Annotated in this window: 22 protein-coding genes; 12 read left to right on the plus strand and 10 right to left on the minus strand. The window is 61.0% G+C overall.

Features of this window, described 5'->3' with window-relative positions; all coding sequences use genetic code 11:
• A partial coding sequence (locus tag A462_RS33520; protein ID WP_157222848.1) for a hypothetical protein occupies nucleotides 1-489 on the minus strand: 489 nt, incomplete at its 3' end.
• Between A462_RS33520 and A462_RS11355 the strand changes: the two genes are divergently transcribed.
• The 5 genes from A462_RS11355 (at nucleotide 439) to A462_RS11335 (ending at nucleotide 8,288) form a co-directional block, all read left to right on the plus strand.
• Nucleotides 439-2,412, plus strand: a complete 1,974-nt coding sequence (locus A462_RS11355; protein WP_238544250.1) for a BapA/Bap/LapF family large adhesin — start codon at nucleotides 439-441, stop codon at nucleotides 2,410-2,412. The genes A462_RS33520 and A462_RS11355 overlap by 51 nt on opposite strands.
• 182 nt (nucleotides 2,413-2,594) lie before the next feature.
• Nucleotides 2,595-3,992, plus strand: coding sequence for a TolC family outer membrane protein (locus A462_RS11350; protein ID WP_085984651.1), 1,398 nt, complete (start codon nucleotides 2,595-2,597; stop codon nucleotides 3,990-3,992).
• Nucleotides 3,989-6,172, plus strand: a complete 2,184-nt coding sequence (locus tag A462_RS11345) for a type I secretion system permease/ATPase (RefSeq protein WP_008436652.1) — start codon at nucleotides 3,989-3,991, stop codon at nucleotides 6,170-6,172. Before A462_RS11350 ends, A462_RS11345 begins: the two co-directional genes overlap by 4 nt.
• 26 nt (nucleotides 6,173-6,198) lie before the next feature.
• On the plus strand, nucleotides 6,199-7,389 hold the full coding sequence (locus A462_RS11340; protein WP_032899551.1) for an HlyD family efflux transporter periplasmic adaptor subunit: 1,191 nt from the start codon (nucleotides 6,199-6,201) through the stop codon (nucleotides 7,387-7,389).
• A gap of 35 nt (nucleotides 7,390-7,424) precedes the next feature.
• Nucleotides 7,425-8,288, plus strand: coding sequence for an alpha/beta hydrolase family protein (locus tag A462_RS11335; RefSeq protein WP_008436655.1), 864 nt, complete (start codon nucleotides 7,425-7,427; stop codon nucleotides 8,286-8,288).
• On the opposite strand, the gene A462_RS11330 is transcribed toward A462_RS11335, so the two are convergent.
• The 3 genes from A462_RS11330 to A462_RS11320 form a co-directional block, all read right to left on the minus strand.
• Nucleotides 8,285-11,338, minus strand: coding sequence for a UDP-N-acetylmuramoyl-tripeptide--D-alanyl-D-alanine ligase (locus tag A462_RS11330; RefSeq protein ID WP_008436656.1), 3,054 nt, complete (start codon nucleotides 11,336-11,338; stop codon nucleotides 8,285-8,287). The genes A462_RS11335 and A462_RS11330 overlap by 4 nt on opposite strands.
• Before the next feature lie 239 nt (nucleotides 11,339-11,577).
• On the minus strand, nucleotides 11,578-11,778 hold the full coding sequence (locus tag A462_RS11325) for a hypothetical protein (RefSeq protein WP_003212332.1): 201 nt from the start codon (nucleotides 11,776-11,778) through the stop codon (nucleotides 11,578-11,580).
• A 557-nt stretch (nucleotides 11,779-12,335) separates the two neighbouring features.
• A complete protein-coding gene (locus tag A462_RS11320) occupies nucleotides 12,336-12,680 on the minus strand; it encodes a cupin domain-containing protein (protein WP_003212331.1) in 345 nt (114 codons plus the stop codon).
• A 389-nt stretch (nucleotides 12,681-13,069) separates the two neighbouring features.
• Between A462_RS11320 and kynB the strand changes: the two genes are divergently transcribed.
• Nucleotides 13,070-13,720, plus strand: coding sequence for an arylformamidase (kynB, locus tag A462_RS11315; protein WP_008436659.1), 651 nt, complete (start codon nucleotides 13,070-13,072; stop codon nucleotides 13,718-13,720).
• On the plus strand, nucleotides 13,717-14,574 hold the full coding sequence (kynA, locus tag A462_RS11310; protein WP_008436669.1) for a tryptophan 2,3-dioxygenase: 858 nt from the start codon (nucleotides 13,717-13,719) through the stop codon (nucleotides 14,572-14,574). The genes kynB and kynA overlap by 4 nt, the downstream gene beginning before the upstream one ends.
• Nucleotides 14,575-14,751: 177 nt before the next feature.
• Here kynA and A462_RS11305 read toward each other — a convergent pair whose 3' ends face one another.
• The 4 genes from A462_RS11305 to antA all read right to left on the minus strand — a co-directional run bounded on the left by A462_RS11305 (nucleotide 14,752) and on the right by antA (nucleotide 19,284).
• A complete protein-coding gene (locus tag A462_RS11305; protein WP_008436670.1) occupies nucleotides 14,752-16,152 on the minus strand; it encodes an amino acid permease in 1,401 nt (466 codons plus the stop codon).
• A 71-nt stretch (nucleotides 16,153-16,223) separates the two neighbouring features.
• A complete protein-coding gene (gene antC, locus A462_RS11300) occupies nucleotides 16,224-17,231 on the minus strand; it encodes an anthranilate 1,2-dioxygenase electron transfer component AntC (protein WP_008436672.1) in 1,008 nt (335 codons plus the stop codon).
• A gap of 170 nt (nucleotides 17,232-17,401) precedes the next feature.
• The gene (gene antB, locus A462_RS11295; protein ID WP_003212320.1) at nucleotides 17,402-17,893 is read right to left on the minus strand and encodes an anthranilate 1,2-dioxygenase small subunit; all 492 of its coding nucleotides are present in this window, start codon (nucleotides 17,891-17,893) and stop codon (nucleotides 17,402-17,404) included.
• Nucleotides 17,893-19,284, minus strand: a complete 1,392-nt coding sequence (antA, locus tag A462_RS11290; protein ID WP_008436674.1) for an anthranilate 1,2-dioxygenase large subunit — start codon at nucleotides 19,282-19,284, stop codon at nucleotides 17,893-17,895. Before antA ends, antB begins: the two co-directional genes overlap by 1 nt.
• A gap of 312 nt (nucleotides 19,285-19,596) precedes the next feature.
• Here antA and A462_RS11285 point away from each other — a divergent pair, with 312 nt between their 5' ends.
• Nucleotides 19,597-20,595, plus strand: coding sequence for an AraC family transcriptional regulator (locus A462_RS11285; RefSeq protein ID WP_008436676.1), 999 nt, complete (start codon nucleotides 19,597-19,599; stop codon nucleotides 20,593-20,595).
• A 139-nt stretch (nucleotides 20,596-20,734) separates the two neighbouring features.
• Here A462_RS11285 and A462_RS11280 read toward each other — a convergent pair whose 3' ends face one another.
• Nucleotides 20,735-21,610: a LysR family transcriptional regulator gene (locus A462_RS11280; protein ID WP_003212314.1), complete on the minus strand. Its 876-nt coding sequence runs from the start codon at nucleotides 21,608-21,610 to the stop codon at nucleotides 20,735-20,737.
• A 114-nt stretch (nucleotides 21,611-21,724) separates the two neighbouring features.
• Here A462_RS11280 and A462_RS11275 point away from each other — a divergent pair, with 114 nt between their 5' ends.
• Genes A462_RS11275 through catA form a run of 3 tightly spaced genes read left to right on the plus strand, consistent with a single transcriptional unit; the run spans nucleotide 21,725 to nucleotide 24,128 of the window.
• Nucleotides 21,725-22,849 (plus strand): muconate cycloisomerase family protein, encoded by a 1,125-nt coding sequence (locus A462_RS11275; protein WP_008436677.1) that lies wholly within the window; start codon nucleotides 21,725-21,727, stop codon nucleotides 22,847-22,849.
• Nucleotides 22,850-22,865: 16 nt separating this feature from the next.
• Nucleotides 22,866-23,156, plus strand: coding sequence for a muconolactone Delta-isomerase (gene catC, locus A462_RS11270; RefSeq protein WP_008436679.1), 291 nt, complete (start codon nucleotides 22,866-22,868; stop codon nucleotides 23,154-23,156).
• 42 nt (nucleotides 23,157-23,198) lie between these two features.
• Nucleotides 23,199-24,128 carry a catechol 1,2-dioxygenase gene (gene catA / locus A462_RS11265; RefSeq protein ID WP_008436682.1) on the plus strand — a complete coding sequence of 310 codons (930 nt, stop codon included), beginning with the start codon at nucleotides 23,199-23,201 and terminating at the stop codon, nucleotides 24,126-24,128.
• Nucleotides 24,129-24,252: 124 nt separating this feature from the next.
• On the opposite strand, the gene A462_RS11260 is transcribed toward catA, so the two are convergent.
• Nucleotides 24,253-24,726, minus strand: a complete 474-nt coding sequence (locus A462_RS11260; protein ID WP_003212305.1) for an Lrp/AsnC family transcriptional regulator — start codon at nucleotides 24,724-24,726, stop codon at nucleotides 24,253-24,255.
• A 142-nt stretch (nucleotides 24,727-24,868) separates the two neighbouring features.
• On the opposite strand from A462_RS11260, the gene kynU reads away from it, so the two are divergent.
• Nucleotides 24,869-26,119, plus strand: a complete 1,251-nt coding sequence (gene kynU / locus A462_RS11255; RefSeq protein ID WP_003212302.1) for a kynureninase — start codon at nucleotides 24,869-24,871, stop codon at nucleotides 26,117-26,119.
• The last annotated feature ends 96 nt before the right edge of the window (nucleotides 26,120-26,215 follow it).

Here is a 26,215-nt window from a genome sequence, read left to right on the forward strand (position 1 = left end):
GATGCGGATGCCGATGCCGATGCCGATGCCGATGCTGATGCTGATGCTGATGCTGATGCTGACGCTGACGCTGACGCTGACGCTGATGCTGATGCTGATGCTGATGCCGACGCCGACGCCGACGCCGACGCTGATGCTGATGCTGACGCGGATGCCGATGCCGATGCGGACGCCGATGCTGATGCCGACGCGGACGCGGACGCTGATGCTGATGCTGATGCTGATGCTGATGCCGATGCGGACGCTGACGCTGACGCGGATGCCGATGCCGATGCGGACGCCGATGCTGATGCCGACGCGGATGCTGATGCTGATGCCGATGCCGATGCCGATGCCGATGCCGACGCCGACGCCGACGCCGACCTCGAAGCCTTCGACGACCTCGCTACCGGCGAAGTAACCATCAAACCCGTAACATCCAACACCGGCCTGGCCGATATGCGCGTGTTCACCCTGTTGGGTGTCGGCGGCATCATTCTGGGCGATCACACCAAGCAGCAGGAGTTCTCGGTTGCCGAGGGTTCCAGCGGAACGCTGAACCTGCAGTTTGCCCAGGCCGACCTGGTCTCGCTGTTGGGCGGTGGCTTCACTGCCACGCTGGAAGTGAGCGACGGTGCCGGTGGATGGTTGCCGGTGCAGCAAGGCAGCAACGGTTCGGGCTTGCTCGACCTGTTGGGGCTGTTCGGACAAAGCTCCAGCGCCAAAATCGAAGGCCTGGAAGCCGGGCAGTATCGCTTTACCCTCAAGCTCGACCCCAACCTGGTCAGCGTTGGTGCAGGGGCCACGGCCAAGTTGAGCGTCACCAATGACAGCCTCACCGACTTCACCGGGGAAGCAGGGCCGGATGTCACCGGCAACGTCATCACCGACCCGGGCATTGGCGGTAAACCGGATGAACCGGGAACCGGCGGGCCAGTGAAGGTGCAGGTCGAGGTCAACGGCGAATTCGTCGATGCCGACGCCACCACCGGCACGGTGCTGCAGGGTCAATATGGTCAGCTGACCATCTTCGCCAACGGCGAGTACAAGTACACCCCGAACGGCGATGTCGCCAGCATCGGCAAGGTGGATGCCTTCGAGTATCACCTGGTCAATGGTGCCGGTGCTTCGGCCTCGGCAACCTTGTATGTGCGTATCGACAGCCCGAGTGTCAACGTGGACTGGAGCGCTACCGATCCATCTGCGCCCGGCGTGATCAACACGGTTGCCAATGATGACCTGGGTTCGGCACAGATCGACATCGTCAACCTGGTCACCCAGGCCGACCTGGCGACCCTGAGCTACAACCTGGCACTGCTCGGCAGCAGTACGGGTACGGGTGCCGAGATCAACGTTGCCACGGGCACGACCGCAGAGCTTGCGATCAACGTCACCGTCACCGGCATTGCGTTGTTGCCAGGCACGACCGTCAATCTGCAGAAGTTCATCGGTAACGAATGGGTCACGCAGCAGACCACTACCCAGGCGAACCACACGTTCCAAGGGTTGGATGCCGGGACCTATCGCGTGACCGGGACGACCGGTGCCGTGCTGTCGCTGAGTGCGCTGCACATTGCGCAGAAGCTCACTACCACCTCCCTCACGGAGTTCGTGACCGGTGCAATGAGCAATGCGACTGGCAACCTGCTGTCCGACAGCTTGTCCGGGCCGGATGTCCTCGGTTCGCCGCTGACGGTACTCAGTGTGCTGGTCAACGGGGTCTATGTGATTCCTGGGCAAACGGGGACGAAAATCAACGGTGACCACGGCACATTGACCGTGTTTGCCGATGGTAAGTACGTCTACACCCCGCATGCCGGGCTGACGCTGGACGAGATTGGCCAGGTGGATAAATTCACCTACAAGCTCACCACGCCAACCGGCCAGGAAGACACCGCCGACCTCTACGTGCGCATCGACTCGCCGGATCGCGACCTGGTCTGGGACGACGCCAACCCGGGTGCGCCAGCCACTGAAGGTGCCGGCATTGCCGCTGCCCACAGTGCGGTGGACCAGGCGGCGGATGACGGCGCCAACGTTGACGGCGATCACCACGATGCCGTGGTGGCCGACGACACCGACTTCACCCATGTCGATGCTGGCGCGGGTGCAGACGGGTTGTTGTGGGAAGGCGGCGATGCAGCCATCAACCTCACCGACCTGATTGGCACAGTCAGCGGGGTGCACAGCATCGACCTGAACGATGTCAGCGCCGTCGACCTGACCCTGAGCCTCGAAGACCTGGTGTCCATCACCGGGCCTGAGTCGGATCGCTTGATGATCCAGGGCGACGATCAGGACAGCGTGCACCTGACAGGTGACTGGAGCGCCGGTGCGACCCAGGTAGAGAACGGTCTTGAGTACGTGATCTACACCAGTCCGGAAGATGAAACCCATCAGCTCTGGGTACAGAGCGGCATCAGCGTGGTGTAACGCCACCCCTGCCGGCCGGGCCGCGAGGCCCGGTTTTCCCTACCAACGGTAATGCAGCGATGGGCCGTGACGTCAGTCACGGTCCGTTGTTGTACTCATCAGGTTTGACAACAGTCAGGTGACTAGCAGTGAGGCAAAAGAGTTTGGCCAAGCAGCTGTCTGCCGTAATTCTGGCAGTCGCAATGATCGCGCCCGAGCGTGCGCCGGTCATGGCAGCGTCGTATATCGACGATGAAGAACGCGTCAACATCATCAGCCCGAGCAACCTGGGCACACATTTACCCGGTGGGCCAACGGGCGTCAGCGCACCGGTGGCACCCGAGCACGTCATACCGAGCAACCTTGACCTGACACGCGCCATTCAACTGGCGGTGGAATGGCACCCGGCAATTTCCGAGGCGATCGGCCAGCTGTACCAACAAAACGAGAACGTGAACATCGCCCGTTCCGGTTATTACCCGCAAATCAGCGGTGGCTTCAACTCCGGCTACGACAGCGGCCTGAGGGGCAACGGCCAGAGCCGTGCGTTTTCGTTGTCGGCGTCGCAGATGCTCTATGACTTCGGCAAGGTCTCAAGTTCTGTCGACAGTGCGCTGGCACGGGTCAGTGCCAGCCAGGCGTCGGTGTTGCTGTCGATCGATCAGGTGGCGCGCGATACCTCGTTCGCCGTGATCGAACTGCAGCGCTCGCAGTTGCTGGTGCAACTGGCTCGCGAGCAAATCGACGGCATTTCGGCGATTGCAGAGCTGGCCAAAAAGCGCAGCGACATGGGCGCCAGCACCCGTTCGGACCTGATCCAGGCCCGCTCGCGGGTCGAGGCCTCGGTGGCGACGCAATTGCAATTCACCGCGCAATTCAATCGCTGGCGCAGCACGTTGAGCAGCCTGCTTGGGTCGCAGGCGCCAGTGAGCGTGGCGCATGGTTTTCCGGCAAGCCTGGAGCAATCCTGCGTGGGCGTGGTACCCGATACGGCAGTCACGCCGACCCTGCTGATCGCCCAGGCGCAGCGTGTCGATGCGCTGGCGCTGATTGCACAAGCCCGTGCCGAGGCGTTGCCGACCGTGTCGCTGGACCCGTCCATCACGCACTACCTGGACAACAACGACGACAGCAACGTCCCCGGCGGCCGCGACCGTACCCGTTATGGCGTATTTCTCAACGTGAAAATGCCGCTGTACCAGGGCGGCGCAATCACCGCTCGCAAATCCGCCGCGCAACAGGCCCTGCGTTCCGCCGATGCCGCCAACGACGCCGCGCGCCTTGCGGTTCGCCAGGGGTTGCTGGAGGCGCGGGATCAAATCTCAAGCCTCAGCCAGCGGCTATCCACCCTGGATTTTCGTGAGCGCAGCATCTCCGAAACCCGCGACCTGTATCGCCAGCAGTACCTCGAACTGGGCACACGGCCGTTGCTCGACCTGCTGAATGCCGAGCAGGAAATTCACCAGGCACGCATGGACCGGGAAAACACCGCCGCTGACCTGCGCCGCCTGAAAATCGATTGCCTCTACAACACGGGCGCACTGCGCACGGCGTTCCACCTGGACAACAGCACCCTGCAAGGTGTGGAGATTCGGCCATGAATGATGCTGTGATGCTTGCGGACGAAACCAACGCAGTACAAAACCCGCTGAACCCGGCGGCCGCAGTGGATTATGACGTGTGGCTGGAGGCCGTCCTGAGCGTGGCCCGGCATTACCGCCTGGAATGCTCGGCCCAAAGCGTGCGCATCGCTGCACAATGGACCCAAGGCGCTTCGGTGGAAGAGGTGGTACGGCAGATGGCCCGCCAGGCGGGGTTGAACTGCGTGATTGCCGACTTCAGCGAAACCATGCTGATGCAGCGCCAATTACCGGTGGTGCTGCAATTTGCCGACGGCCAGGTGGGTGTGCTCGAAACCCTCGGCGACGGCGACAACCTGGGCATCGCCTACAGCGGCGACGGCGGCCTGCAAAGCCGGCTCGCCCGCCAGGACCTGTTGGAGCAAGCGCGCAAGAGCGTGATTCTGCGACCCATGGCGGCAGTGCGTGACCGGCGTGTCGACGACTACATCAAGCCTTACGAGAAGGCGTGGTTCAAAAACATCGTGCTGCGCGACCTGCGGCCCTATGGCTATGTGATGCTCGCTTCGCTGGTCACCAGCGTGCTGGGGTTGGCCGGGGTACTGTTTTCGATGCAGGTGTACGACCGGGTGATCCCGGCCGAATCCATGCCCACCCTGTATGTGCTGTTTGGCGGGGTGATGCTGGCGCTGGTGTTTGATTTCATCATGCGCATCACCCGTGTGCGCATCACCGACATGCTCGGCAAACGCGCGGATCTGCGCGTTTCCGACCTGGTGTTCGGGCATGCCATTCGCTTGCGTAACAGCGCCCGGCCGAAGTCCACCGGCTCGTTCATTTCGCAGCTCAAGGAGCTGGAGCAACTGCGTGAGCTGATCACCTCCAGCACCGCCACGGCGCTGGCCGATCTGCCGTTCTTCCTGCTGTTTCTGGTGATCTACTGGTTGATCGCCGGCCCGCTGGTGGCGGTGCCAATGGTGGCTGTGCTGTTCCTGATAGTGCCCGGGCTGTTGGCGCAGAAAAAACTCGCGGCACTGGCGAATGAGTCGATGCGTGAAAGCTCGTTGCGCAGCGCCATGCTGGTGGAGACCATACAAGGCCTGGACGACATCAAGGCGTTGCAGGCCGAACAGCGCTTCCAGCAACAATGGAATCACTACAACGCCACCTGCGGCGACGCCAGCCTGCGCCTGCGCCTGCTCACCAACAAACTGGTGGCCTGGAGCAACAATGTGCAGGGCTCGGTGTTTGCCGTGGTGGTGGTGTTCGGTGCGCCCATGGTCATGGCCAGCGACATGACCACCGGTAGCCTTGTCGCGGCGTCGATCCTGGCGTCGCGGATGATGGCGCCGATGTCCCAGATCACCCAGGTGCTGACGCGCTGGCAGCAGGCCAAGGTTGCGCTGCAAGGCCTGAACCGGATCATGGAATTGCCGGTGGACCATCCCGAGGGTAGCAAGCGCGTGCACCTGCCGGTGATCAAAGGCCAATACGCGCTGAGCCAGGCCACGTTCCAGTATTCCGACGATGCCCCCGTGCCGGCGCTGCGTGTGGCCGACCTGAAGATCCAGCCGGGCGAGCGCATCGCGATTCTGGGGCGTAACGGCGCGGGTAAATCCACGCTGTTGCAGGCATTGGCCGGGATGCTCGACCTCAAGGCTGGCACCATCAGCCTGGATAGCGTTGCCCTCAGCCACATCGACCCCGCCGACGTGCGCCGCGACGTGGGGCTGATGACACAAAACTCGCGGCTGTTCCACGGCACGCTGCGCGACAACCTGATCATGGGGGCGCCGCATGCCAGCGATCAGGAAATCCTCCAGGCCCTGGCGCTGACCGGTGCGGGCGACTTCATCGGCAAGTTCGCCGACGGCCTGGACCACATGATCCTGGAAGGTGGCCTGGGCCTGTCGGGCGGGCAGCGTCAGTCGCTGCTGCTGTCGCGGCTGATGATTCGCCAGCCGCATATCGTGTTGCTCGACGAGCCCACCGCGTCCCTGGATGAAGCGACCGAGCGCCAGTTGATCCACAACCTCGACCGCTGGGCAGCCCACCGCACGCTGATTATCGCCACGCACCGCATGAGTGTATTGAGCCTGGTGAATCGGGTGATCGTGGTCGACAACGGCCAGATCATCGTCGATGACAGCAAAGCCAACGCGATTGCGCGCCTGTCCAAACCGAAGGGGAAAACCCAGTGAAAAGCCCTGCGCCGAAAACCATACCCCTGCTCGCCACCGAAGACGAAGGCGCCCGGCATACCCACGACGGCGTGGATGAACGCACCGTGGTGCGCGCCACGCGCGTGGTGGGCTGGGTGTTTGTCATGCTGATTGCGTTTGGTGCCTGGGCCTACTTTTTTGAAGTGGACGAAGTCTCGACGGGCAGCGGCAAAGTCATCCCGACCTCGCGTGAGCAAATCATCCAGTCGCTGGAAGGCGGCATCGTCACGGAGTTGAATGTGGGGGAGGGCGATATCGTCAAAAATGGCCAGACGTTGGCCAGGCTTGACCCGACCAAGACCGAATCCAACTTTGATGAAAGTGCCGCCAAGTACCGGGCGTCGCTGGCCAGCGTCGCGCGTTTGCAGGCCGAGGTAGACGGCAAACCGTTACTGTTCCCCCCGGAACTTGAGCGTTACCCCGCACTGGTGCGCGCCGAAACCGACCTGTTCAACACTCGGCGCAAGGGCCTCGAAGAATCATTGGCCGGCGTGCGTTCGTCGCTCGGGCTGGTGCGTAGCGAGCTGGAAATCACCGAAAGCCTGGCCAAGGTCGGCGCCGCCAGCAACGTTGAGGTGTTGCGCCTCAAGCGCCAAAAGGCCGAGCTGGAGTTGAAACTGACCCAGGCCCGCTCCGAGTATATGGTGCGGGCCGGTGAGGACCTGGCGAAGGTCAATGCCGACGTCGAGACGCTGTCGTCAGTCATGCGCGGGCGCTCCGACTCGGTGACTCGCCTGACCCTGCGCTCGCCGGTGCGCGGTATCGTCAAGGGGATCGAGGTCACCACCATCGGCGGGGTTATCCCGCCCAACGGGCGCCTGATGCAGATTGTGCCCCTGGATGAGCAGTTGTTGATCGAGGCGCGTATCTCCCCGCGAGACATCGCCTTTATCCATCCCGACCAGGTGGCCAAGGTCAAGATCACCGCCTACGACTACGCCATTTATGGCGGCATGGACGGCAAGGTCGTGACCATTTCTCCGGACACTATCCAGGACGAGGTCAAGCCAGAAGTTTTTTACTACCGAGTGTTCATCCGCACCGACGCTGACACCTTGAAAAACAAGGCCGGCAAGTCGTTTTCGATTGTGCCTGGGATGATTGCCTCGGTGGATATCAAGACCGGCCAGAAAACCGTGCTCGACTATTTGATCAAGCCCATGAACCGTGCGCGGGAGGCCTTGCGCGAGCGTTAGGCGAGGTGGCTGTGGCCAGGTTTGCGTTGTGGTGGATGCTGTTGTGGGCCGGCGTGCCGGGCGCGTGGGCCCTGAGTGAGGGTTCGACACCGTTGCTTTGGAACACCCCGGCCGACCAGTCGACCTGCAACCAGGTCGACTCTTCACTCTGGGTCGAGTTGGCCGGGGGCGATGAGTGCATTCGCTATTTTTCCGGCGCGGTGCTGAGCCGTGCGCCCGTGGTAATCGTGATGTTTCATGGCGACCGCAACGTGGAAATGCACCGCTCGCCCGAGTCGATCCGTGGCAATACCCTGGCCGCCAAGGCCAGGCAGGCCAAGGCCCTGAGCCGGCGTGCGGGCGTACCGGTGGTGATTGTGGCGCGACCTGGCACCTACGGTTCCAGCGGCAACCATGGGCAGCGGCGCCAGGCGCGGGAATTCATTGTGCTGGACGCTGCGCTCAACGAGCTGCGCAAGCGTTACGGCATCGGGCAGTTTGTGTTGCTGGGGCACAGCGGCGGCGCCACGGTGGCCGCGGCGTTGTTGACCTTGGGGCGTACCGATGTGAAATGTGCAGTGATGACTTCCGGCGCGTTTGCCCTGGTGCAGCGCGCGCAGATGTTGCGTCAAAGCAAAGGCCTGCCTTCGCGTCCGGGACGCGACACCAATGGTTTATTGCACCCCTACGATCCCCTGGAGCACCTGGCCGGCATTGCCGTTGCGCCTGCGCGGCAGTTGTTCGTGATTGGCAGCGTGGACGACCAGGTAACCCCATTTGTGTTGCAGGAGCGTTTTTACCGGGCGTTGATTCGCGCCGGGCATCAGGCGCAGTTGGTCAAGGCGCAGGGTGTGCCTGCGATGTTTCACCAACTGCGCAATGACATTGGCCTGAAGACAGCGGCGGGCTGCGCGGGCTAACCCGCCGGCACCGCCTGTTCGGTCGTGTTCAGCCAATCACAGATCTGCGACAACCCGGTACCACCGGAGCTTTTCACCAGTACCCAATCCCCCGCCTGGAACCACTGGCCGGGGTGGCGCGCCAACGCCTGGCCTAATGCCGTGGCATCCTCGAACCACTGCACTGACAGCTCACTGCGCAGCACCCGGTACACCTCATGCATCAGCGGTCCGCACAGCACCAAATGCCGGGGCGCCGCCGCGCGCAGCGAGTCAGCCAGTTCCAGGTGGTAGCGCTGGGCGTCGGGGCCCAGCTCCAGCATGTCGCCCAACACTACTACCCGGTGCCGCGAGGCCACGGGCAGGTCGGCCATCGAACGCAAGGCCGCAGCCATCGAGCCGGGGTTGGCGTTGTACGCATCGTTGATCAGCTGGAAATGCCCGTCGGTGCATTTGATCGAGCGGATATTGCCGCGACCTTCCACCGGTTGGAAGCCGGTCAGCACTTCCAGTGCCTGGTCGGCGTCAAGCCCGGCGGCGAACAGCGACGCCAGCACCCCCAGTGCGTTGAGCACCATGTGTCGGCCGCGAGCACTCAGGCTGAAATCCAGCCGTTGCGTGTCACGTTGCGCGGTGACGTAGACCCGGTCGGCCTCGCTGCACACGTCGAGCAGGCGCACATCGGCATCGGCGTGTTCGCCATAGTTGGTCACGTGCAAGCGCGCGACTTCGGCGGCCTGGGCGAACACCTCGTAGTGCGGCATATCGCGGCACAGCACCGCGTGCCCACCCGGTGCCATCGAGCGGAAGATCGCGCTCTTTTTACGCGCCAGGTTTTCCAGGGTGCCATGGTATTCCAGGTGCGCCGGAGCCAGCCCGGTCACGATAGCAATGTGTGGGCGCACCAGCTCCGAGTTAATCGGCATGCGGCCCACGGCCATTTCCAATACCCAGAATTTGGCCGGCCGGGGCATGCTCGCCAGGTTCCAGGCGATCCCATGGGGCAGGTTGGCGTTGGCCTCGGTGTGGCCCACTTCGCCCCAGTGTTTCAGGGCGTGGCCGAGCATGGCGACCACGGTGGTTTTACCGAAGCTGCCGGTGACGCCGAACACCTGGCCAGTGAATTGCTGCCTGGCGTATCGACCCATTTGCAGCATGGCCTCGCTGGTATCGGCGACCTGTAACACCGGCAGGCCGCTGTCCAGGTAGGGCGTCGGGTCTACACACAAGAACGCCGAGGGGCGCCGCTCAGGACTGGCCTGGGCCCAGCGCAGCGCCGACTGCACTTCGTTCGGTCCCACCTTGCTGGGGTGCCGATTGAGCATGCGCTGGGGTTTGAAAAACTGCATGGACGGCGTCAAACCCGACGTGTACCAACCGGGCGGCGGCTGTTTGGCCCAGGTGCCGTGTGTCACCCGAGCCAGGGTGTTGGCGTCCCAGACCCAGCCGAGGGGCGCTGCGTCCTGGGCCAGGCTCACTTGCGGCGCGCCGTCGAGCAGGTAGCGGTGGTAGGCAATCAGCCCCGAGAGGTAATGCTCCACGTCGTCGATGCGCACCCTGAACGCGTGGTGACGGATAAAAAACGAACCGGCAATGCGCGCAGGATTGGCGAAATACATCGCCGTTTCCGGCCAGAAATACCCGTTGAACAGATAGCGCGCACGATGATGCAGGGCGCGGTAAAACGCGTGCAGGTCGATCTCGGTGAGCAGGTGGCGCAATTGCGCTTGCTGGGCGATGCGTTCGAGCATCTGCTGCGCAGCCATCATCAATTCCAGTAGCGTCGGAAAGGTGGTGATGCGCTGTTGCACGAACCCCAGATAACCGGCGACGTTATTCAGGCCGAAGCGGAAATACTTTTCGTCAGGTCGGTAGCGGGTCAGTTCGTTCACGCAATAGCTGAGCCAGTGATCGTGCTCGCGCCAGTGCTGTTTTTCGATGAAGTAGTCGAAGGCTTTTTCCACCACGGTTAACCAGCGCTCATCGCCGGTGAGGCCGTAGAGGCGGATCAACCCGAACGCGGCCTCGCCGTCGTAGTAGATGATCCGGAACGCCTCTTTGACGGTAAGGTCACGGCCATGCAAGACGTGCACGAAGGCGCCGGTGGTCGCGTCCTGCATCCAGGCCATGCCATTGGCCAGGGCTTCCAGCACGGGTAGGTAGTGGCGGGTGCCGGTGACTTCGCTGTATTTGACCAGCGCCAACAAACACACGGCATTGCCGCCCAGTTTGATCTCGTCACCGGTGTCCAGCAGATATGCCGCCACACTGCCGTCGGGCAGCACGTAGGACTTGATCAGTTCCTGGGTAAGGTAGGCCAGCGAGCGGTCGATGGCGGATTTAAGCGCCTCGTCGCCGGTCAGTGCCCAGGCCTCGATCATCGAATAGGTGGTACTGGCGTGGCGCAGGGTGTTGTAGTTTTTTATCGCCCGGTCAAAGCACGGGAAGTAGCCGTAGACGAACTGGCCGCCGCCCTGCACCTGAGTGCTCAGGTAGCTTGCGGCGCTGATGATGCTCGTCTTTACCATGCCGGGCTCCAGCGCTGCGAGGGTGCGCCAGCCGGTTTCTGTCGGGCCAGGGTTCAGCGGGTGGGGCACGCCGTCTTCGGCACAAAAAACGCCCTTGGTGTCGAACAGGAACACGGGGGTCTCGGGTTCAAGTGTGGCGATCAGGTCGGCTGTATTGAGCCCGGTAAAACGGCGCCTGGCGTACACCGAAAAATTGCCGGCATTGAAGCTCGCGTGATTGATAGCGTTGCCGCCATACAGGATCGCGTTGGCGTTCAGTTCCTGTTCGGTGATCGCGATGTGCAGCGCCGCATCGAAGGCGATGCCGCGCCGGAAGTAATTACGCTTGTGGCGCTTGAAGCGCGCATTGAGTTCGGCCCAGGTGATGGCGGTTACGTTGATCGCGCATTCGACGCGTATCCATGAACGTTCGACGATGTTGCCTGACTGCGCACGGTCTCGTTCGTAGGCTCCCTGCAAGCGCTGCACACCGGTTTGCCAGGCGGCTTCGAAGTTATCTGCCGTGATATGAAAAACATGCGCGCGCTGGGTGCCGTCGCTCATGGAGAAAAACAAGGTACAGGGCTGCGCGGTGTCTGATGATACAGCAGGCCCGTTCATTTCTTTGCTTAGATGAGCATAACAAGCAAGCCATTGCTGTTTCACAGGCATAGTTCATCACCAGTCTTTAACTTGGAGAGGGGTGGCGCGCAGTGTTCATGATTAAACTGCGCGCCAGCTGATAAATAAGCAGAAAGTTATGCCGCACAGTTTTATAAAGGCAAATTAACCAGGCTTATATATCAAGAGCAGAGCGATGAATCCTCTTTCTCCGGCTCCAGCACGGAGGGCGGGACTTGGCTCTCGTATTGCTGGAGATGGTCACGAATCAGCTTGCGAATAACCTGAGAAATAGTAAGGTCAACTTCCTCGGACAGCGACTCCAGACGCTGCTTGGTCGGGAAGTCGATGAGAATGGTCAGACGTGTTGTTTTTTCAGGCATTTTCTTGATCCTTTTACAAAAGCGCGGTCTCGACTGCCGCGTGCAGTAAGTGCTGGAAGACGTGTGGAGTCCTTAGAACAAACCAATGGGGTAATCAACTGATTCATTGGAGTCTAATTCAAATCGCTGCGCGTTTTCCATCAATGTGCAGTGAAGGTTGCGATTATGTGAAGTTCTGCACCTTCTCCGTACCTCTTATTATCATCGGGTTATAATGCTATGAGATTCGAGTATAGACCGGTTGCAAGAAAGCTATCTCAAAGTGTAGGGGGTGTCAAAAGTCAATCTTATCTATAACTAAAGTAGTGGTTGTACTGTTTGGTGAGTTTGATTATGTATTTTGCGCATTACGTCATGAGATTTTTTCAAGAACTTGGCGCTCACAATATTCTGTCACAAAATACTAATTGATTGTTTTCGAATATCAAGGGTTGTTGTCACGAATAACAGCGACTGTTATTGGAAGAGGGGCAGGGAGGTGCTGCTTTTATCAGAAGGGCGCGACGGTCGTCGTTGAGGTAAAAGGGGCCAGGGCGACCCCTTTCCAGGAGGTGGGGTCAGGCAAACACAAAATACTTACGCACCGTCTCGACCACTTCCCACGTCCCCTTCATCCCCGGCTCCACCACAAAGATATCCCCAGCCCGCAAATGGATCGGCTCCAGGCCGTCCGGGGTGATCACGCAGTAGCCTTCCTGGAAGTGACAGTATTCCCACTTCACATACTCCACCCGCCATTTGCCGGGGGTGCAGATCCAGGTGCCCATGATCTTGCTGCCGTCTTCGCTGGTGTAGGCGTTGAGGTTGACGGTGTGCGGGTCGCCTTCGAGTTTTTCCCATTTGCAGGCGTCCAGCACCGGCAGTGGATGGGTGTCGCGCAGTACGGTGATTGGCTTGGACATGATGATTCCGAGGCAGTGGAAGGGAAGTCCAAACCCTATCGCCTTGGGCGGCCCGCCAGTGGTCTGGACTCGACATCGGGATGCCCAGAAGCGCAGTCATTTGCACAGCCGTGAGTCACCGCCAACCCCTGTGGGAGCCGGGCTTGCCCGCGATGGCGGAGTGTCAGGCGATGGAAGGGCAAGCTGTGCCGACCTCATCGCGGGCAAGCCCGGCTCCCACAGGGAATATTTGTTGTTTGAAGGATTGAGTCGGTACGAAATATCTGTGCGCCAATCAGCCATTTCCTCGCAGTAAGTGCGAAAGATTTCCCGCTTTGCGCTGGAATTCGCAAGAATATTTACAGCCGGCCCTCGTATCATTCACCCCAGTAACGACCGAGAGCCTTGAAATGAATCCAATAAAAACGTGGTGGGACATCAGCCCGCCCTTGAGCACCGCGACCCCGACCTGGCCGGGTGATACGCCGTTTCAGGAAGAGCGGGTCTGGCAGTTCGGCCCCGAGTGCCCGGTGAATGTCGGACGCATCACCCTGTCGCCCCACACCGGCGCCCATGTGGACGCGCCGTTGCACTACAGCGCGGACGGCGCGCCGATTGGCGAAGTGTCTCTGGATGTGTACATGGGCCCGTGCCGGGTGCTGCATTGCCTGGGCAGCGGCGCGCTGGTGCAGCCGCATCAGTTGGAAGGCCGCCTGGAAAACCTGCCGGAGCGTGTACTGTTGCGCACTTATCAACAGGCGCCGCTGGATACCTGGGATTCGAATTTCACCGCCGTCGCCCCGCAAACCGTCGAGCTGCTGTTCAGCCTCGGTGTGCGCCTGATCGGTATCGACACACCGTCCCTGGATCCGCAGCAGTCCAAGACCATGGACTCCCACAACGCCGTCGCCCGGCATGGCATGGCGATTCTCGAAGGCATCGTCCTCGACGACGTGCCGGAGGGAGATTACGAGTTGATCGCGCTGCCGCTGCGTTTTGCCAACCTCGATGCCAGCCCGGTACGAGCCATTCTCCGCCCGCTCAAGGAGCCCACGCGATGAGCCAGTGTCCTTTCTCCCCTGACTACCAGCCGCCGGAAGAATGGCATAACGCCGAGCTGAATTTTTCCGAGTCCATGAGCTACGGCGACTACCTGGACCTGGGCAAAGTGCTCAGCGCCCAGCACCCGCTGTCGCCGGACCACAACGAGATGCTGTTCATCATCCAGCACCAGACCTCGGAGCTGTGGATGAAGTTGATGCTCCACGAACTCAAGGCCGCCCGCGAACACGTGCGCCTGGGTGAGCTGCCGCCGGCGTTCAAGATGCTGGCGCGGGTGTCGCGGATCTTTGACCAGTTGGTGCACGCCTGGGCGGTACTGGCGACCATGACGCCGTCGGAGTACAAGTCGATCCGCCCGTACCTGGGGCAGTCGTCAGGTTTCCAGTCGTTCCAGTACCGGGAAATCGAATTCATCCTCGGCAACAAAAGCGCGGCGCTGTTGCGGCCTCACGCCCACCGGCCGGAGTTGTTGAAGGAGCTGCAGGTGGCGATTGCCACGCCGTCGCTGTATGACGAGGCGATCAACCTGATGACCAAGGCCGGGCTGGCGATCGACCCCAAGCGCGCCGAACGCGACCCGACGGCGCCAACGGTTCACGATGATTCCGTGGAGGCGGCGTGGCGCGAGGTTTATCGCGATCCGAGCCGGTATTGGGACCTGTACCAATTGGCCGAAAAGTTTATCGACCTGGAGGATTCGTTCCGCCAATGGCGCTTCCGCCATGTCACCACGGTGGAGCGGATCATTGGCTTCCAGCCTGGTACGGGCGGCACCGAAGGCGTGGGTTACCTGCGCAAGATGCTCGACACCGTATTGTTCCCCGAGCTGTGGCGAGTGCGTTCCACGCTGTAATCAAGGCCCAACAAAAAGCCCCGGTACTCATCAGTACCGGGGCTTTTCATTTGGAATACGATCAAAATGTGGGAGCGGGCTTGCTCGCGAAAGCGGTGTGTCAGTCAATACATCAGGTGACTGACACGACGCCTTCGCGAGCAAGCCCGCTCCCACACAAGCCCGCTCCCACATGGGTTATTGCGCTGTTACTACCTTCGCGTTATTCAACCGCAACCGGTACGCCACATAGATGATCCCGACCCAGACCGGAATCGCATACACCGACGCCCGTACGCCCGGAATCGCCAGCATCACGCAGATGATCATCAGCATGAACGCCAGGCACAGGTAGTTGCTGAACGGGAACCAGAAGGTCTTGAACGACGGCACCACGCCTTGCTCGCCCATGGCCTTGCGGAACTTGATGTGGGTCAGGCTGATCAGCGCCCAGTTGATCATCAACGAGGCAACCACCAGCGCAAACAACAGCTCCAGTGCGTCATGCGGCGCGACGTAGTTGATCACCACACACAGCAGCGTCACCAGGGCCGAGATGCCCAGGGCGCGCAGCGGCACGCCTTGCTTGTTCAACTTCATCAGCGCTTTCGGCGCGTCGCCTTGCTCGGCCAGGCCGAACAGCATGCGGCTGTTGCAGTACACGCCGCTGTTGTACACCGACAGTGCCGCGGTCAGGACCACGAAGTTGAGGATGTGGGCGGCGGTGTCGTTACCGATCAAGGAAAAGATCTGCACGAACGGACTGCCGCTGTAGGCATCGCCCGACGCGCCGAGGGTTTGCAGCAGTTGATCCCATGGGTACAACGACAGCAGCACGGTAAGGGCGCCGACGTAGAAAATCAGGATCCGGTACACCACCTGGTTGATCGCCTTCGGGATCACCTTGCGGGGTTCGCTGGCTTCGGCGGCGGTAATACCCACCAGCTCCAGGCCGCCGAACGAGAACATGATGAACGCCATGGACATCAACAGCCCCATGCCGCCATTCGGGAAGAACCCGCCGTGGCTCCACAGGTTGCTCACCGAGGCCTGCGGGCCGCCGGTGCCGCTGAACAGCAGGTAGCAGCCGAGCACGATCATGCCGACAATCGCCACCACCTTGATGATCGCGAACCAGAACTCGGTCTCACCGAAGAACTTCACGTTGAGGGTGTTGATCAGGTTGACCAGCACAAAGAACACCACCGCACTGACCCAGGTCGGAATTTCCGGCCACCAGAACTGGATGTACTTGCCCACCGCTGTCAGCTCGGCCATGCCCACCAGCACGTAGAGTACCCAGTAGTTCCAGCCGGCGAGGAAGCCTGCGTAACCGCCCCAGTACTTGTGGGCGAAGTGGCTGAAGGAGCCGGCCACCGGTTCCTCGACGATCATTTCGCCCAGCTGGCGCATGATCAGGAACGCGATGAACCCGGCTACCGCATAGCCCAGGATCATCGACGGCCCCGCCGACTTGAGCACGCCCGCCGAGCCGAGGAACAGCCCGGTCCCGATCGCCCCTCCCAAGGCAATCAGCTGAATATGCCGGTTCTTCAGGCCACGCTTGAGGCCCACCGGGTTAACCATGTCATCCGCCATTAACATTCCCTTCTACTTGTTTTTTTCAGGGTTGATCGCACACCGAACCAGCCCCTCATACCGCTGAGGGGTCAGATATTACTCTCGGTAAACTTTTCGTAATACAGCTGAACGCCATCAAGTGCCTGATCCAGCAGCCATTGTTTGATGGATTCGACCATCGGAGGGGGGCCGCAGACGTACATATCTGCCGATTGATCCCGCAATTCGGCCAGGTCGAAATGCTCGGTGAGGTAGCCGCGTTTGCCGGCCCAGTCCGAAGGTGGGTCGCTGAGTACCTCGGTGTAGCGAAACCCCGGGATCGTATCGGCGTAGGCTTTTATGCGTGTTGCCTCGCATAAATCGGCCGCACCCCGCACGCCGTAATACAGGTGCACCGGCTGTTGGCAGGTGCTGGCGGCCAGGTCGTCAAGCATGCCCAGCAGCGCCGATAAACCAGTGCCACCGGCCACCAACACCAGCGGTCGGGTGACATGCCGAAGGTAGAAGGCACCCAATGGCGCTTCCAGCAGCAACTCATCACTGACCTGGCAGCGTTCGCGAATGTAGTTGCTCATCACGCCATCGGGCAGCAGGCGGATCAGGAACTGCAACTGATTGCCCGGGCGGTTGGCGAAAGAGTAGGAGCGCCAACTGTCGGTGCCGGGAATCGACAGGCGGGCGTATTGGCCGGGCAGGAAATCCAATGGCGCTTCAAGCTGCAGGTGCAGGATCGCCGTGCTGGGCGACACCTGCTGCACATTGCTCACCGTGCTGCGGATCTGGACCGGCCCCGGCGCGTTGCACAGGCTGGAATCAAAATCGAAGTAGAACGCCGCATCGGATTGGACCCGGGTCTGGCAGCTGAGCATTTTGCGTTGTTGCAGGTCAAGGCTGGAGAGGGCTTCCTCGTCCACGTAGTCCTGGCTGTAGTCGCCGGACTCGCAGCGGCCCTGGCAAGTGCCGCAAACGCCTTCGCGGCAGTCGAGCGGGATCTTGATGCCGTTGCGCAACGCCGCATCCAACAGGATCTCATTGGCGCCCACCGGGAAAAACAGGGTCTTGCCGTCGGCAAAACTGAAGGCCACTTTGTGATTCATTCGCAGAACTCCGCGAGTTTGATTTTCTATGCCTGCGATTTACCTGTGGCGAGGGAGCATGCTCCCGCTGGGCTGCGCAGCGGCCCCAAAAAGCCGGGGGCGCTACGCACTGGAGCGCCAACCCGGTCCAGCGGGAGCAAGTTCCCTCTCCACAGGTGTAATGCATCAGGTCACAGGTGATAGAAATCCAGCACCGAGTTGATGGTGTCGTTGAGCAGCAGCGCATGCTTGCGGGTGATCAACCAACTGTCGCCATCGGGCTTGAGGCTGTAAGTGGCGCTGCCGTAGAACTGCTCCGACGTCGCCAGCCGATAGAACAACGTATGCCAGTTCAACTTCACCTCCAGCAGCCCGTCCGGTTGCTCGGCAATCCGCACGTTGTTGATCAAATGCAGCGTCCTCGGCATCGGCGTGGCCGACGCGGCCTTGCCCGTGCGCAGGCGAAACACCCGATCCTCCAGCCCCGAGCGGTTGGCGTAGTAGATCAACGACATTTCGCGCTTCGGGTCGCGGGTGTAGACATGTTCCGAATCCCACTGCGGCAGGTGGAATTCACTCTGCGGGTCGAACAACTGCACGTAGGCGTCCCAATCCTGGGCATCGCACAGCTCGGATTTACGGTAAAAAAACTGCTCGATCCGGTACTGCAATTGCGCATTCATCATTCCACCTCCCGCAGTTTCAGGGCTTGCTGGTCGAGTCCGTCCAGCAGGAATTTCTGCCAGTTGCGGTGCTGGTTGACGTACAGCCCTTCGTGGGTGAATTCGGTGCCGGTCATCGCCGGCTGGATGCCGATGGATTCGCTGTTGGGCGTAGGCCCGGTTTCCCAGCGATGGCTGCCGCGGGAGATATCGCTCCAGCGTTCCAGACGGCCCTGGAAGCCGCGCTGGGCTTCGCGGAACTCCACCAGGTCATCCGGCGTGCCCATGCCCGAGACGTTGAAGAAATCCTCGAACTGGCGAATACGGTTTTCACGGTCGGCGTCAGACTCGTTCTTCACCCCCAGGCACTGGCTGATGATTTCGGTCTTGTTCCACGCGATGGGCCGGATGATCCGCAGCTGCGAACTGATCTGGTCGAGGAAGAACAGGCTCGGGTAGATGTTCAGGTTGCGCAGGCGGTGCATCATCCATTCGGCTTTTTGCTGGCCGTGTTCTTCGATCAGGCGCGGCATGATGGTGGCGTAGCCCGAACGCACGGTGGGGTTGGGCATGTCGCTGAACAACAGGCTGTGGCCATTGTTGAAGGCGAACCAGCCGTCATCGGTGTTCGCGTCGCCGGCGCCAAGCTTGCTGTAGTCCAGGGTGGTGCCCGAGCCGGTACCGTTTTCAGTGTTGACCTGCTGGCGATGCTGCACCGTGGCCACGTAGTTGTAGTGCACGGTGCTGACGTGATAACCGTCCAGGCCGTTTTCGTTTTGCAGTTTCCAGTTACCGTCGTAGGTGTAGGCCGATTTGCCCGGCAGCACTTCCAGCTCGCCGGTGGCCGATTGGGCGACCATCATGTCGAAGAACACTTTGGCGTCGCCGAGGAAGTCTTCCAGGCTGTCACTGCCGTTCACGTCCAGGCTGATGAACACGAAACCCTTGTAGCTCTCGATCCGCGCCTTTTTCAGGCCGCGAGTGGCCTTGTCGAAGCCTTCCGGGTATTCCCCCGGCGCCTTGACCTTCACCAGCCGGCCATCGCTCTTGTAGCACCAGGCATGGAACGGGCAGGTAAACGTAGACTGGTTGCCCTTGCCAACCCGGGTCAGGGTGGTGCCCCGGTGCTGGCAAGCGTTGATCAGCGCGTTGAGCTGGCCTTCGCCGTCGCGGGTGATGATCATCGGCTGGCGCCCGGCGCGCATCGTCACGAAGTCGTGCTTGTTGGCCAGTTCGCTCTCGTGACAGGCATAGATCCAGTTTTTTTCGAAGATCAGTTCCATCTCCAGCTCGAACAACTCCGGCTCGGTGAACATGTCCCGGGCGATGCGGAACACCTCATCCACCGGACGAAAGTCCAGGCAGCCTTCGATAAAGCTTTTCCACTGCTCGACGCTTCTTGCACCACTCATGGGAGGCACCTTTTTGATAATGGCTAGACGGGTAGGCCATTAAGAGGCTGCGGCGGGGCACCGGGCTATCCGGTTAATGGGGGAAGGTGGGCCACTTAGTTGGGCACGAAATACCCACGGCGGTGCAGGGCGGTGGCGGAATGCGCTACTGTCTTGCAAGGCGATTGTCGGAAAAGTCTGCTTGTTATCCACTTAGTCGACGGTTGCTATCCACCCAGTGGCGATCCCGCTGGCGTGGCGCAAAACTTGCTGTCGATCTACCAGGACGCGCCGTCAGAGCGCGCCGGCCACAATTGCCGTGGGTGCCCCGTGATGAGTAGCAATACACGCGATATACGTATCGAGCGCTTCGACCTTGAAGGCGCCTGCAGCTGGATGTCCGGCATTTGCGGGCCGCACCGCCTGCAAACCGCGACGCCGGAGCGCATCCGCTTTCACCACAGCGCCAATGTGTTCAAGTCCCGCGCCACGACGCTGGGGATTATCGAATACGGCACCGATGTCACCATCGACATTGAAGACGCCGAGCACTTCAGCAGCTACAGCCTGACCTTGCCACTGGTGGGCGAGCAGGAACTGAGCAAGAACGGCGTACGGCTCAGCTCCAACCGTGACCAGGGGGTGATCATTTCGCCCAACGAACATCAGGTGCTGGAGATCTCCGGCGACTGCCGCAAGTTGCAGGTGGTGATCACCCGCGCGGCGATGAGCGAATCCCTGGAAGGCCTGCTGCAGCGGCCGATTGAAGCGCCGCTGCGCTTCGAGTCGGCGATGGACGCGGTGGACGGCGCTTCCGCGTCGTGGTGGCGCATGGCGCGGTATTTCATCGCCGAACTGGAGCGCAGCAGCGAGCTGTATGACCAGGTGGCGTTTACCCGGGACCTGGAAAGCTCGCTGATCAAGGGCCTGATCCTGGCCCAGCCGAACAACTATTCCGAAGAACTGCGGGACGTGCTGGGGGTGAAACTGCCGCACTATTTGATTCGTGCCCGACAGTACATCCACGACAACGCCCGGGAAGCGGTGCACCTGGAGGATCTGGAGGCGGCGGCGGGCGTGTCGCGCTTCAAGCTGTTCGATGCCTTCCGCAAATACTTCGCCCTGTCGCCCATGGCCTATCTGAAGAAATACCGCCTGGGTGCCGTGCGCCAGCAGATCCTCGAACATGGCTCCACGCGCACCATCTCCGAAATCGCCCTGGGCTGGGGCTTTACTCATCTGGGGCGATTCTCGGCCGAATACCGCAAGCTGTTCGACGAGTCTCCCAGCCAGACGCTGCAGCGCAACGACGCCCGGCGCATGCGGGGGTGAACACTTTACTCAAAAACAACGGAGATCAACTGTGGGAGCGGGCTTGCTCGCGAATGCGGTGCATCAGCCAACTCATTCGGTGACTGACACTGCGCATTCGCGAGCAAGCCCGCTCCCACATTGGATGTGTGGTGTTCTTTTAAATCAACTCTTCCACCAGTTGCAGGCAATGACTGAGCCCCGGCGACTGGTCATTGATCCGTCGGCTGAGAATGATCGGCGACGTGGCGGTGGCCTCCACCACCGGCGTGTAGCCAATGTCTGCGCGGTGCAGCACCTGCACCGAGGCGGGTACCAGGGTCACGCCCATGCCTGCGCCGACCAGACCAATGGCGGTCTGCAATTCGTTGGTCCACTGCGAAACCTTCAGGCTCAAGCCATGGGCATCGAACAGCGCGATCACATGGTCGGCGTAGCTCGGCCGCGGGTTGCCGGGATACAGCACGAAGGGTTCAGCGGCCAATTGCGCCAGGGTGGCCGGGGCGCCCAGCAGGGGATGCCCGGCGGGCAACACCGCCACCAACCGGTCCTCCACCAACACCCGCTGCACAATGGCCGGGTCGTCGATGCGAATCCGCCCGAAGCCCACGTCAATCCGCCCGGCCTTGAGAGCTTCAACCTGTTGCAGCGTGGTCATCTCCGACAGGCCCAACTCCAGCTCCAGGCCATCGTGGCTGCGCAGCCGGCGAATCAACTCCGGCAGCACGCCGTACAGCGTCGACGGCGCAAAACCGATGCCCAGCCAGGTTTTCTGCCCAAGGCCGATGCGCCGGGTGTTGTCACACACCTTGCCCAGTTGCTCCAGCAGCACATTGGCGTGCTCATAGAAAAACCGCCCGGCTTCGGTCAGGCGCAACGGGCGCCCACGCTCCAGCAGCACCACACCCAGTTCGTCCTCCAGTTGCTGGATCTGCCGGCTCAGCGGCGGCTGGGCAATGTGCAGGCGTTCGGCGGCGCGGGTGAAGTTGAGGGTTTCCCCCAGCACCTGGAAGTAACGCAGATGGCGCAGTTCCATAAAGACTCCATTCATACCTTAAGGGTATTGTTCGAGACTCATTCTATATTGGAAGCCAGCAGAGATCCGGAACAGAATCAGGCCAAATCTATAAAGAACCCAACGGGTATTGCCATGCCGATTTGCGCCATCGAGTCGATCGAGACCATCATCGTCGATCTCCCTACCATCCGCCCGCACAAACTGGCGATGCACACGATGCAGAACCAGACCCTGGTGATCATCCGCGTGCGCTGCGCCGACGGTATCGAAGGCATTGGTGAATCCACCACCATCGGTGGCCTGAGCTACGGCAATGAAAGCCCCGACAGCATCAAGATCAACATCGACCGGCACTTCGCGCCGCTGCTGCTCGGCCAGGACGCGAGCAACATCAATGCCGCCATGTTGCGCCTGGAGCGCAGCATCCGGGGCAACACCTTTGCCAAGTCGGGTATCGAAAGCGCCTTGCTCGATGCCCTCGGCAAACGCCTGAACCTGCCGGTCAGCGAATTGCTCGGCGGCCGTGTGCGGGACGCCTTGCCGGTGGCCTGGACCCTGGCCAGCGGCAACACCGAAAAAGACATCGCCGAGGCCGAGAAGATGCTCGACCTGCGCCGCCACCGCATTTTCAAATTGAAGATCGGCGCCGGTGAAGTCAGCCAGGACCTGGCCCACGTCATCGCGATCAAAAAAGCCCTGGGCGACCGCGCCAGTGTGCGGGTCGACGTCAACCAGGCCTGGGACGAAGCCGTGGCCCTGCGCGCCTGCAAGGTGCTGGGGGACAACGGTATCGACCTGATCGAACAACCGATCTCGCGCAACAACCGCGGCGGCATGGTGCGGCTCAACCTGTCGAGCCCGGCGCCGATCATGGCCGACGAGTCCATCGAATGCGTGGAAGATGCCTTCAACCTGGCCCGCGAAGGCGCGGCCTCGGTGTTCGCCCTGAAGATCGCCAAAAACGGCGGGCCGCGTGCGGTATTGCGCACCGCAGCGATTGCCGAAGCGGCGGGTATCGGCCTGTACGGCGGCACCATGCTTGAAGGCGGTATCGGCACCCTGGCCTCGGCCCATGCCTTTCTCACCTTGAACAAACTGGCGTGGGACACCGAGCTGTTCGGCCCGCTGCTGCTCACCGAAGACATCCTCGCCGAGCCGCTGGTGTACCGCGATTTCCACCTGCATGTCTCCACCGCTCCGGGCCTGGGCCTGGCCATCGATGAAGAGCGCCTGGCGTTCTTCCGTCGCGATAAATAACAAGAGGACACCTGCGATGTTGTTCCACGTAAAAATGACCGTGAACCTGCCCGTCGACATGAACCCCGAGCGCGCTGCCAGCCTCAAGGCTGAAGAAAAAGCCTTTTCCCAGCGGCTGCAGGAGCAAGGCAAATGGCGCCACCTGTGGCGCATCGCCGGGCTGTACGCCAACTACAGCGTGTTCGATGTCGACAGCGTGCAGGAACTGCATGACCTGCTGATGCAACTGCCGCTTTATCCTTACATGGCCATCGAAGTGAATGCCCTGTGCCGGCATCCATCGTCGATCCGTGAGGATGATCGCTGAGTCTGTTTTTTCACCTAATAATTACAAGATGAGGATTGCACCATGACCATCCGACTTTCCCAGACTGCTCACGCCCAACAGTTTCTCGAAGAAGCCAGCGGCAACCTTAACGACGGCGGCAACCCACGGGCCAAGGCGCTGATCTACCGGATCCTGCGGGACACGGTGAACATCATCGAAGACCTGGAAGTGACCCCGGAAGAGTTCTGGAAGGCGGTCAACTACCTCAACGAACTGGGCAAGAACCAGGAAGCCGGCTTGCTCGCGGCAGGGTTGGGCCTGGAGCATTACCTGGACATGCTGATGGACGCGGCGGACGAGGAAGCCGGCAAATCCGGCGGCACCCCGCGCACCATCGAAGGCCCGCTGTATGTGGCCGGTGCGCCGCTGTCCAAGTTCGAGGCGCGGCTGGACGACGGGCAGGACCCGGGCGTGCCGCTGTTCATGCAGGGCCAGGTGCGCGACACCAATGGCAAACCGTTGGCGGGGGCGATTGTCGATGTATGGCAGGCCAATACCGGTGGTACGTATTCGTGGTTTGACAGCACGCAGTCGGAGTTCAACCTGCGTCGGCGAATCGAGACCGATGCCCAGGGCAACTACCGTTTTCGCAGCATCGTGCCGTCGGGGTATGGCTGCCCGCCGACCGGCCCGACCCAGCAGTTGCTGGACCAGTTGGGGCGCCATGGCCAGCGGCCGGCGCATATCCACTTCTTCATCTCGGCGCCGGGCCATCGGCACCTGACCACGCAGATCAACCTGTCGGATGATCCGTACCTGCATGATGATTTTGCCTATGCGACGCGGGATGAATTGATCGCCGAAATTCGCTTCAGCGAGGACGCAAACCTGGCGAAGGAATTTGGTGTGGAAGGGCAGTTTGCGCAGATTGATTTTGACTTCGAGTTGCAGCCTGCGGCGGCGCCGGTAGAACAAAAGCGCATGCAGCGAGTGCGCGCCCTCGAAGACTGAACGCGGTAAAAAAATGTGGGAGCGGGCTTGCTCGCGAATGCGGTGGATCAGTCAATATTTCCGGTGACTGACACTCCGCCTTCGCGAGCAAGCCCGCTCCCACATTGGCTCTGTATCGTTTGGCCTATTTGCGAACAACCAGATCGAGCAGATCATCCCGATCCTTGATCTTCTGCAGCACGATCTCCGAGCGAATATCCATCACCCCCGCCGTGCGGTTCAGGTGGTTCACAATGAAATCCGAAAAATGCTTGAGGTTGCGCGCCTGCACCCGCAGCACATAATTGCTCGCCCCGGTAATCACATACGCACTGGCCACCTCCGGCCACCCCTGCACCTTCTTGATAAACGTCTCGTGCCAATCCTCCACATCCTGGCGTAACGACAGGTGGACGATGGCCTCCAGCTCGATGCCCAACTGCTCGGCGTTCAACACCGCCCGATAACCACTGATGATTCCCTCGCTTTCCAGCAGGCGCAAACGCCGCAGGCAGGCCGACGGCGACAGGGCGACTTTCTCCGCCAGTTCCTGGTTACTGATACGGCCATCCTGTTGCAGGAAATGCAGAAGGCGCAGGTCGGTGGCGTCGAGAATCATGGTTAGAATAAATCCGCGTGTTTGGGGGTTAAATTCGAATTTCCTACAGCTTAATTAGCCTGTTGCCCACCACTTTGCACGAAAATTCTCTAAAGCTTCGTTCATTATTTGGCTCATTGTTACTACAACAACAGGACTGACCATGACCACCCGCACCCATTGCCTGACCCTCGACGCCCAGGATCCGCTGGCGCCATTGCGCAACCAATTCGCCTTGCCGGCCGGGGTCATCTACCTCGACGGCAACTCCCTCGGTGCGCGCCCGGTAGCGGCACTGGAACGGGCGCAAGCGGTGATCGCCGAGGAGTGGGGCAATGGGCTGATTCGCAGTTGGAACAGTGCCGGCTGGGCCGACCTGTCCCAGCGCCTGGGCAATCGCCTGGCACCGCTGATCGGTGCCCGCGACGGTGAAGTGGTGATCACCGATACCACCTCCATCAACCTGTTCAAAGTGCTCAGCGCCGCGCTGACCGTGCAACGCGAACGCGCGCCAAGCCGCAAGGTGATCGTCAGCGAAGCGAGCAATTTCCCCACCGACCTGTACATCGCCGAAGGCCTCACCGAACTGCTGCAACAGGGCTACTCCCTGCGCTTGGTCAACAGCCCGGACGAACTGCCGAAAGCCATCGACCAGGACACGGCCGTGGTGATGCTCACCCACGTCAACTACAAGACCGGCTACATGTACGACATGCAGGCCCAGACTGCCTTGAGCCATGAATGTGGCGCGCTGGCGATCTGGGACCTGGCGCATTCAGCGGGCGCGGTGCCGATCGACCTGCATCAGGCCGGTGCCGATTATGCGATTGGTTGCACTTACAAATACCTCAACGGCGGGCCCGGCTCCCAGGCGTTTGTGTGGGTCAACCCGGCGCTGGTGGATGTGGTTACGCAGCCGCTGTCGGGCTGGTTCGGGCATACCCGACAGTTCGCCATGGAATCGCGTTATGCCCCGAGCCAGGGCATCGCCCGCTACCTGTGCGGCACCCAGCCGATTACCTCGCTGGCGATGGTGGAGTGTGGCCTGGATATTTTTGCCCAGACCGATATGGCCAGCTTGCGCTCTAAATCCCTGGCGTTGACCGACCTGTTTATCGAGTTGGTGGAAAGCCGTTGCGCCGCCCACGACCTGACCCTGATCACCCCGCGTGAGCATGCCCGACGGGGTAGCCACGTCAGCTTCGAACACCCGGAAGGCTACGCGGTTATCCAGGCCTTGATCGCTCGTGGCGTGATTGGTGATTATCGCGAGCCGCGGATCATGCGGTTCGGGTTTACCCCGCTGTACACCAGCTTTGCTGAAGTGTGGGATGCGGTGGAAATCCTGGGTGAGATTCTCGATCAGAGAACCTGGGACCAGCCGCAGTTCAAGGTTCGTCACAGCGTCACCTGAGTAAACGCAGAGCAAAAAATGTGGGAGCGGGCTTGCTCGCGAATGCGGTCTATCAGTCTCTGATGTATTGACTGGCACACCGCATTCGCGAGCAAG

The organism is Pseudomonas sp. Ag1, assembly GCF_000278565.1.
GTDB lineage: Bacteria > Pseudomonadota > Gammaproteobacteria > Pseudomonadales > Pseudomonadaceae > Aquipseudomonas.

What these genes read in the sequence shown, in the direction of transcription:
- A462_RS11355 (WP_238544250.1), top strand. Translation starts at nt 439, where the DNA reads ATGCGCGTGTTCACCCTGTTGGGTGTCGGCGGCATCATTCTGGGCGAT.
- A462_RS11350 (WP_085984651.1), top strand. Translation starts at nt 2,595, where the DNA reads ATGATCGCGCCCGAGCGTGCGCCGGTCATGGCAGCGTCGTATATCGAC.
- A462_RS11345 (WP_008436652.1), top strand. Translation starts at nt 3,989, where the DNA reads ATGAATGATGCTGTGATGCTTGCGGACGAAACCAACGCAGTACAAAAC.
- A462_RS11335 (WP_008436655.1), top strand. Translation starts at nt 7,425, where the DNA reads ATGCTGTTGTGGGCCGGCGTGCCGGGCGCGTGGGCCCTGAGTGAGGGT.
- A462_RS11330 (WP_008436656.1), bottom strand. Translation starts at nt 11,338, where the DNA reads ATGAGCGACGGCACCCAGCGCGCGCATGTTTTTCATATCACGGCAGAT.
- A462_RS11325 (WP_003212332.1), bottom strand. Translation starts at nt 11,778, where the DNA reads ATGCCTGAAAAAACAACACGTCTGACCATTCTCATCGACTTCCCGACC.
- A462_RS11320 (WP_003212331.1), bottom strand. Translation starts at nt 12,680, where the DNA reads ATGTCCAAGCCAATCACCGTACTGCGCGACACCCATCCACTGCCGGTG.
- kynB (WP_008436659.1), top strand. Translation starts at nt 13,070, where the DNA reads ATGAATCCAATAAAAACGTGGTGGGACATCAGCCCGCCCTTGAGCACC.
- kynA (WP_008436669.1), top strand. Translation starts at nt 13,717, where the DNA reads ATGAGCCAGTGTCCTTTCTCCCCTGACTACCAGCCGCCGGAAGAATGG.
- A462_RS11305 (WP_008436670.1), bottom strand. Translation starts at nt 16,152, where the DNA reads ATGGCGGATGACATGGTTAACCCGGTGGGCCTCAAGCGTGGCCTGAAG.
- antC (WP_008436672.1), bottom strand. Translation starts at nt 17,231, where the DNA reads ATGAATCACAAAGTGGCCTTCAGTTTTGCCGACGGCAAGACCCTGTTT.
- antB (WP_003212320.1), bottom strand. Translation starts at nt 17,893, where the DNA reads ATGAATGCGCAATTGCAGTACCGGATCGAGCAGTTTTTTTACCGTAAA.
- antA (WP_008436674.1), bottom strand. Translation starts at nt 19,284, where the DNA reads ATGAGTGGTGCAAGAAGCGTCGAGCAGTGGAAAAGCTTTATCGAAGGC.
- A462_RS11285 (WP_008436676.1), top strand. Translation starts at nt 19,597, where the DNA reads ATGAGTAGCAATACACGCGATATACGTATCGAGCGCTTCGACCTTGAA.
- A462_RS11280 (WP_003212314.1), bottom strand. Translation starts at nt 21,610, where the DNA reads ATGGAACTGCGCCATCTGCGTTACTTCCAGGTGCTGGGGGAAACCCTC.
- A462_RS11275 (WP_008436677.1), top strand. Translation starts at nt 21,725, where the DNA reads ATGCCGATTTGCGCCATCGAGTCGATCGAGACCATCATCGTCGATCTC.
- catC (WP_008436679.1), top strand. Translation starts at nt 22,866, where the DNA reads ATGTTGTTCCACGTAAAAATGACCGTGAACCTGCCCGTCGACATGAAC.
- catA (WP_008436682.1), top strand. Translation starts at nt 23,199, where the DNA reads ATGACCATCCGACTTTCCCAGACTGCTCACGCCCAACAGTTTCTCGAA.
- A462_RS11260 (WP_003212305.1), bottom strand. Translation starts at nt 24,726, where the DNA reads ATGATTCTCGACGCCACCGACCTGCGCCTTCTGCATTTCCTGCAACAG.
- kynU (WP_003212302.1), top strand. Translation starts at nt 24,869, where the DNA reads ATGACCACCCGCACCCATTGCCTGACCCTCGACGCCCAGGATCCGCTG.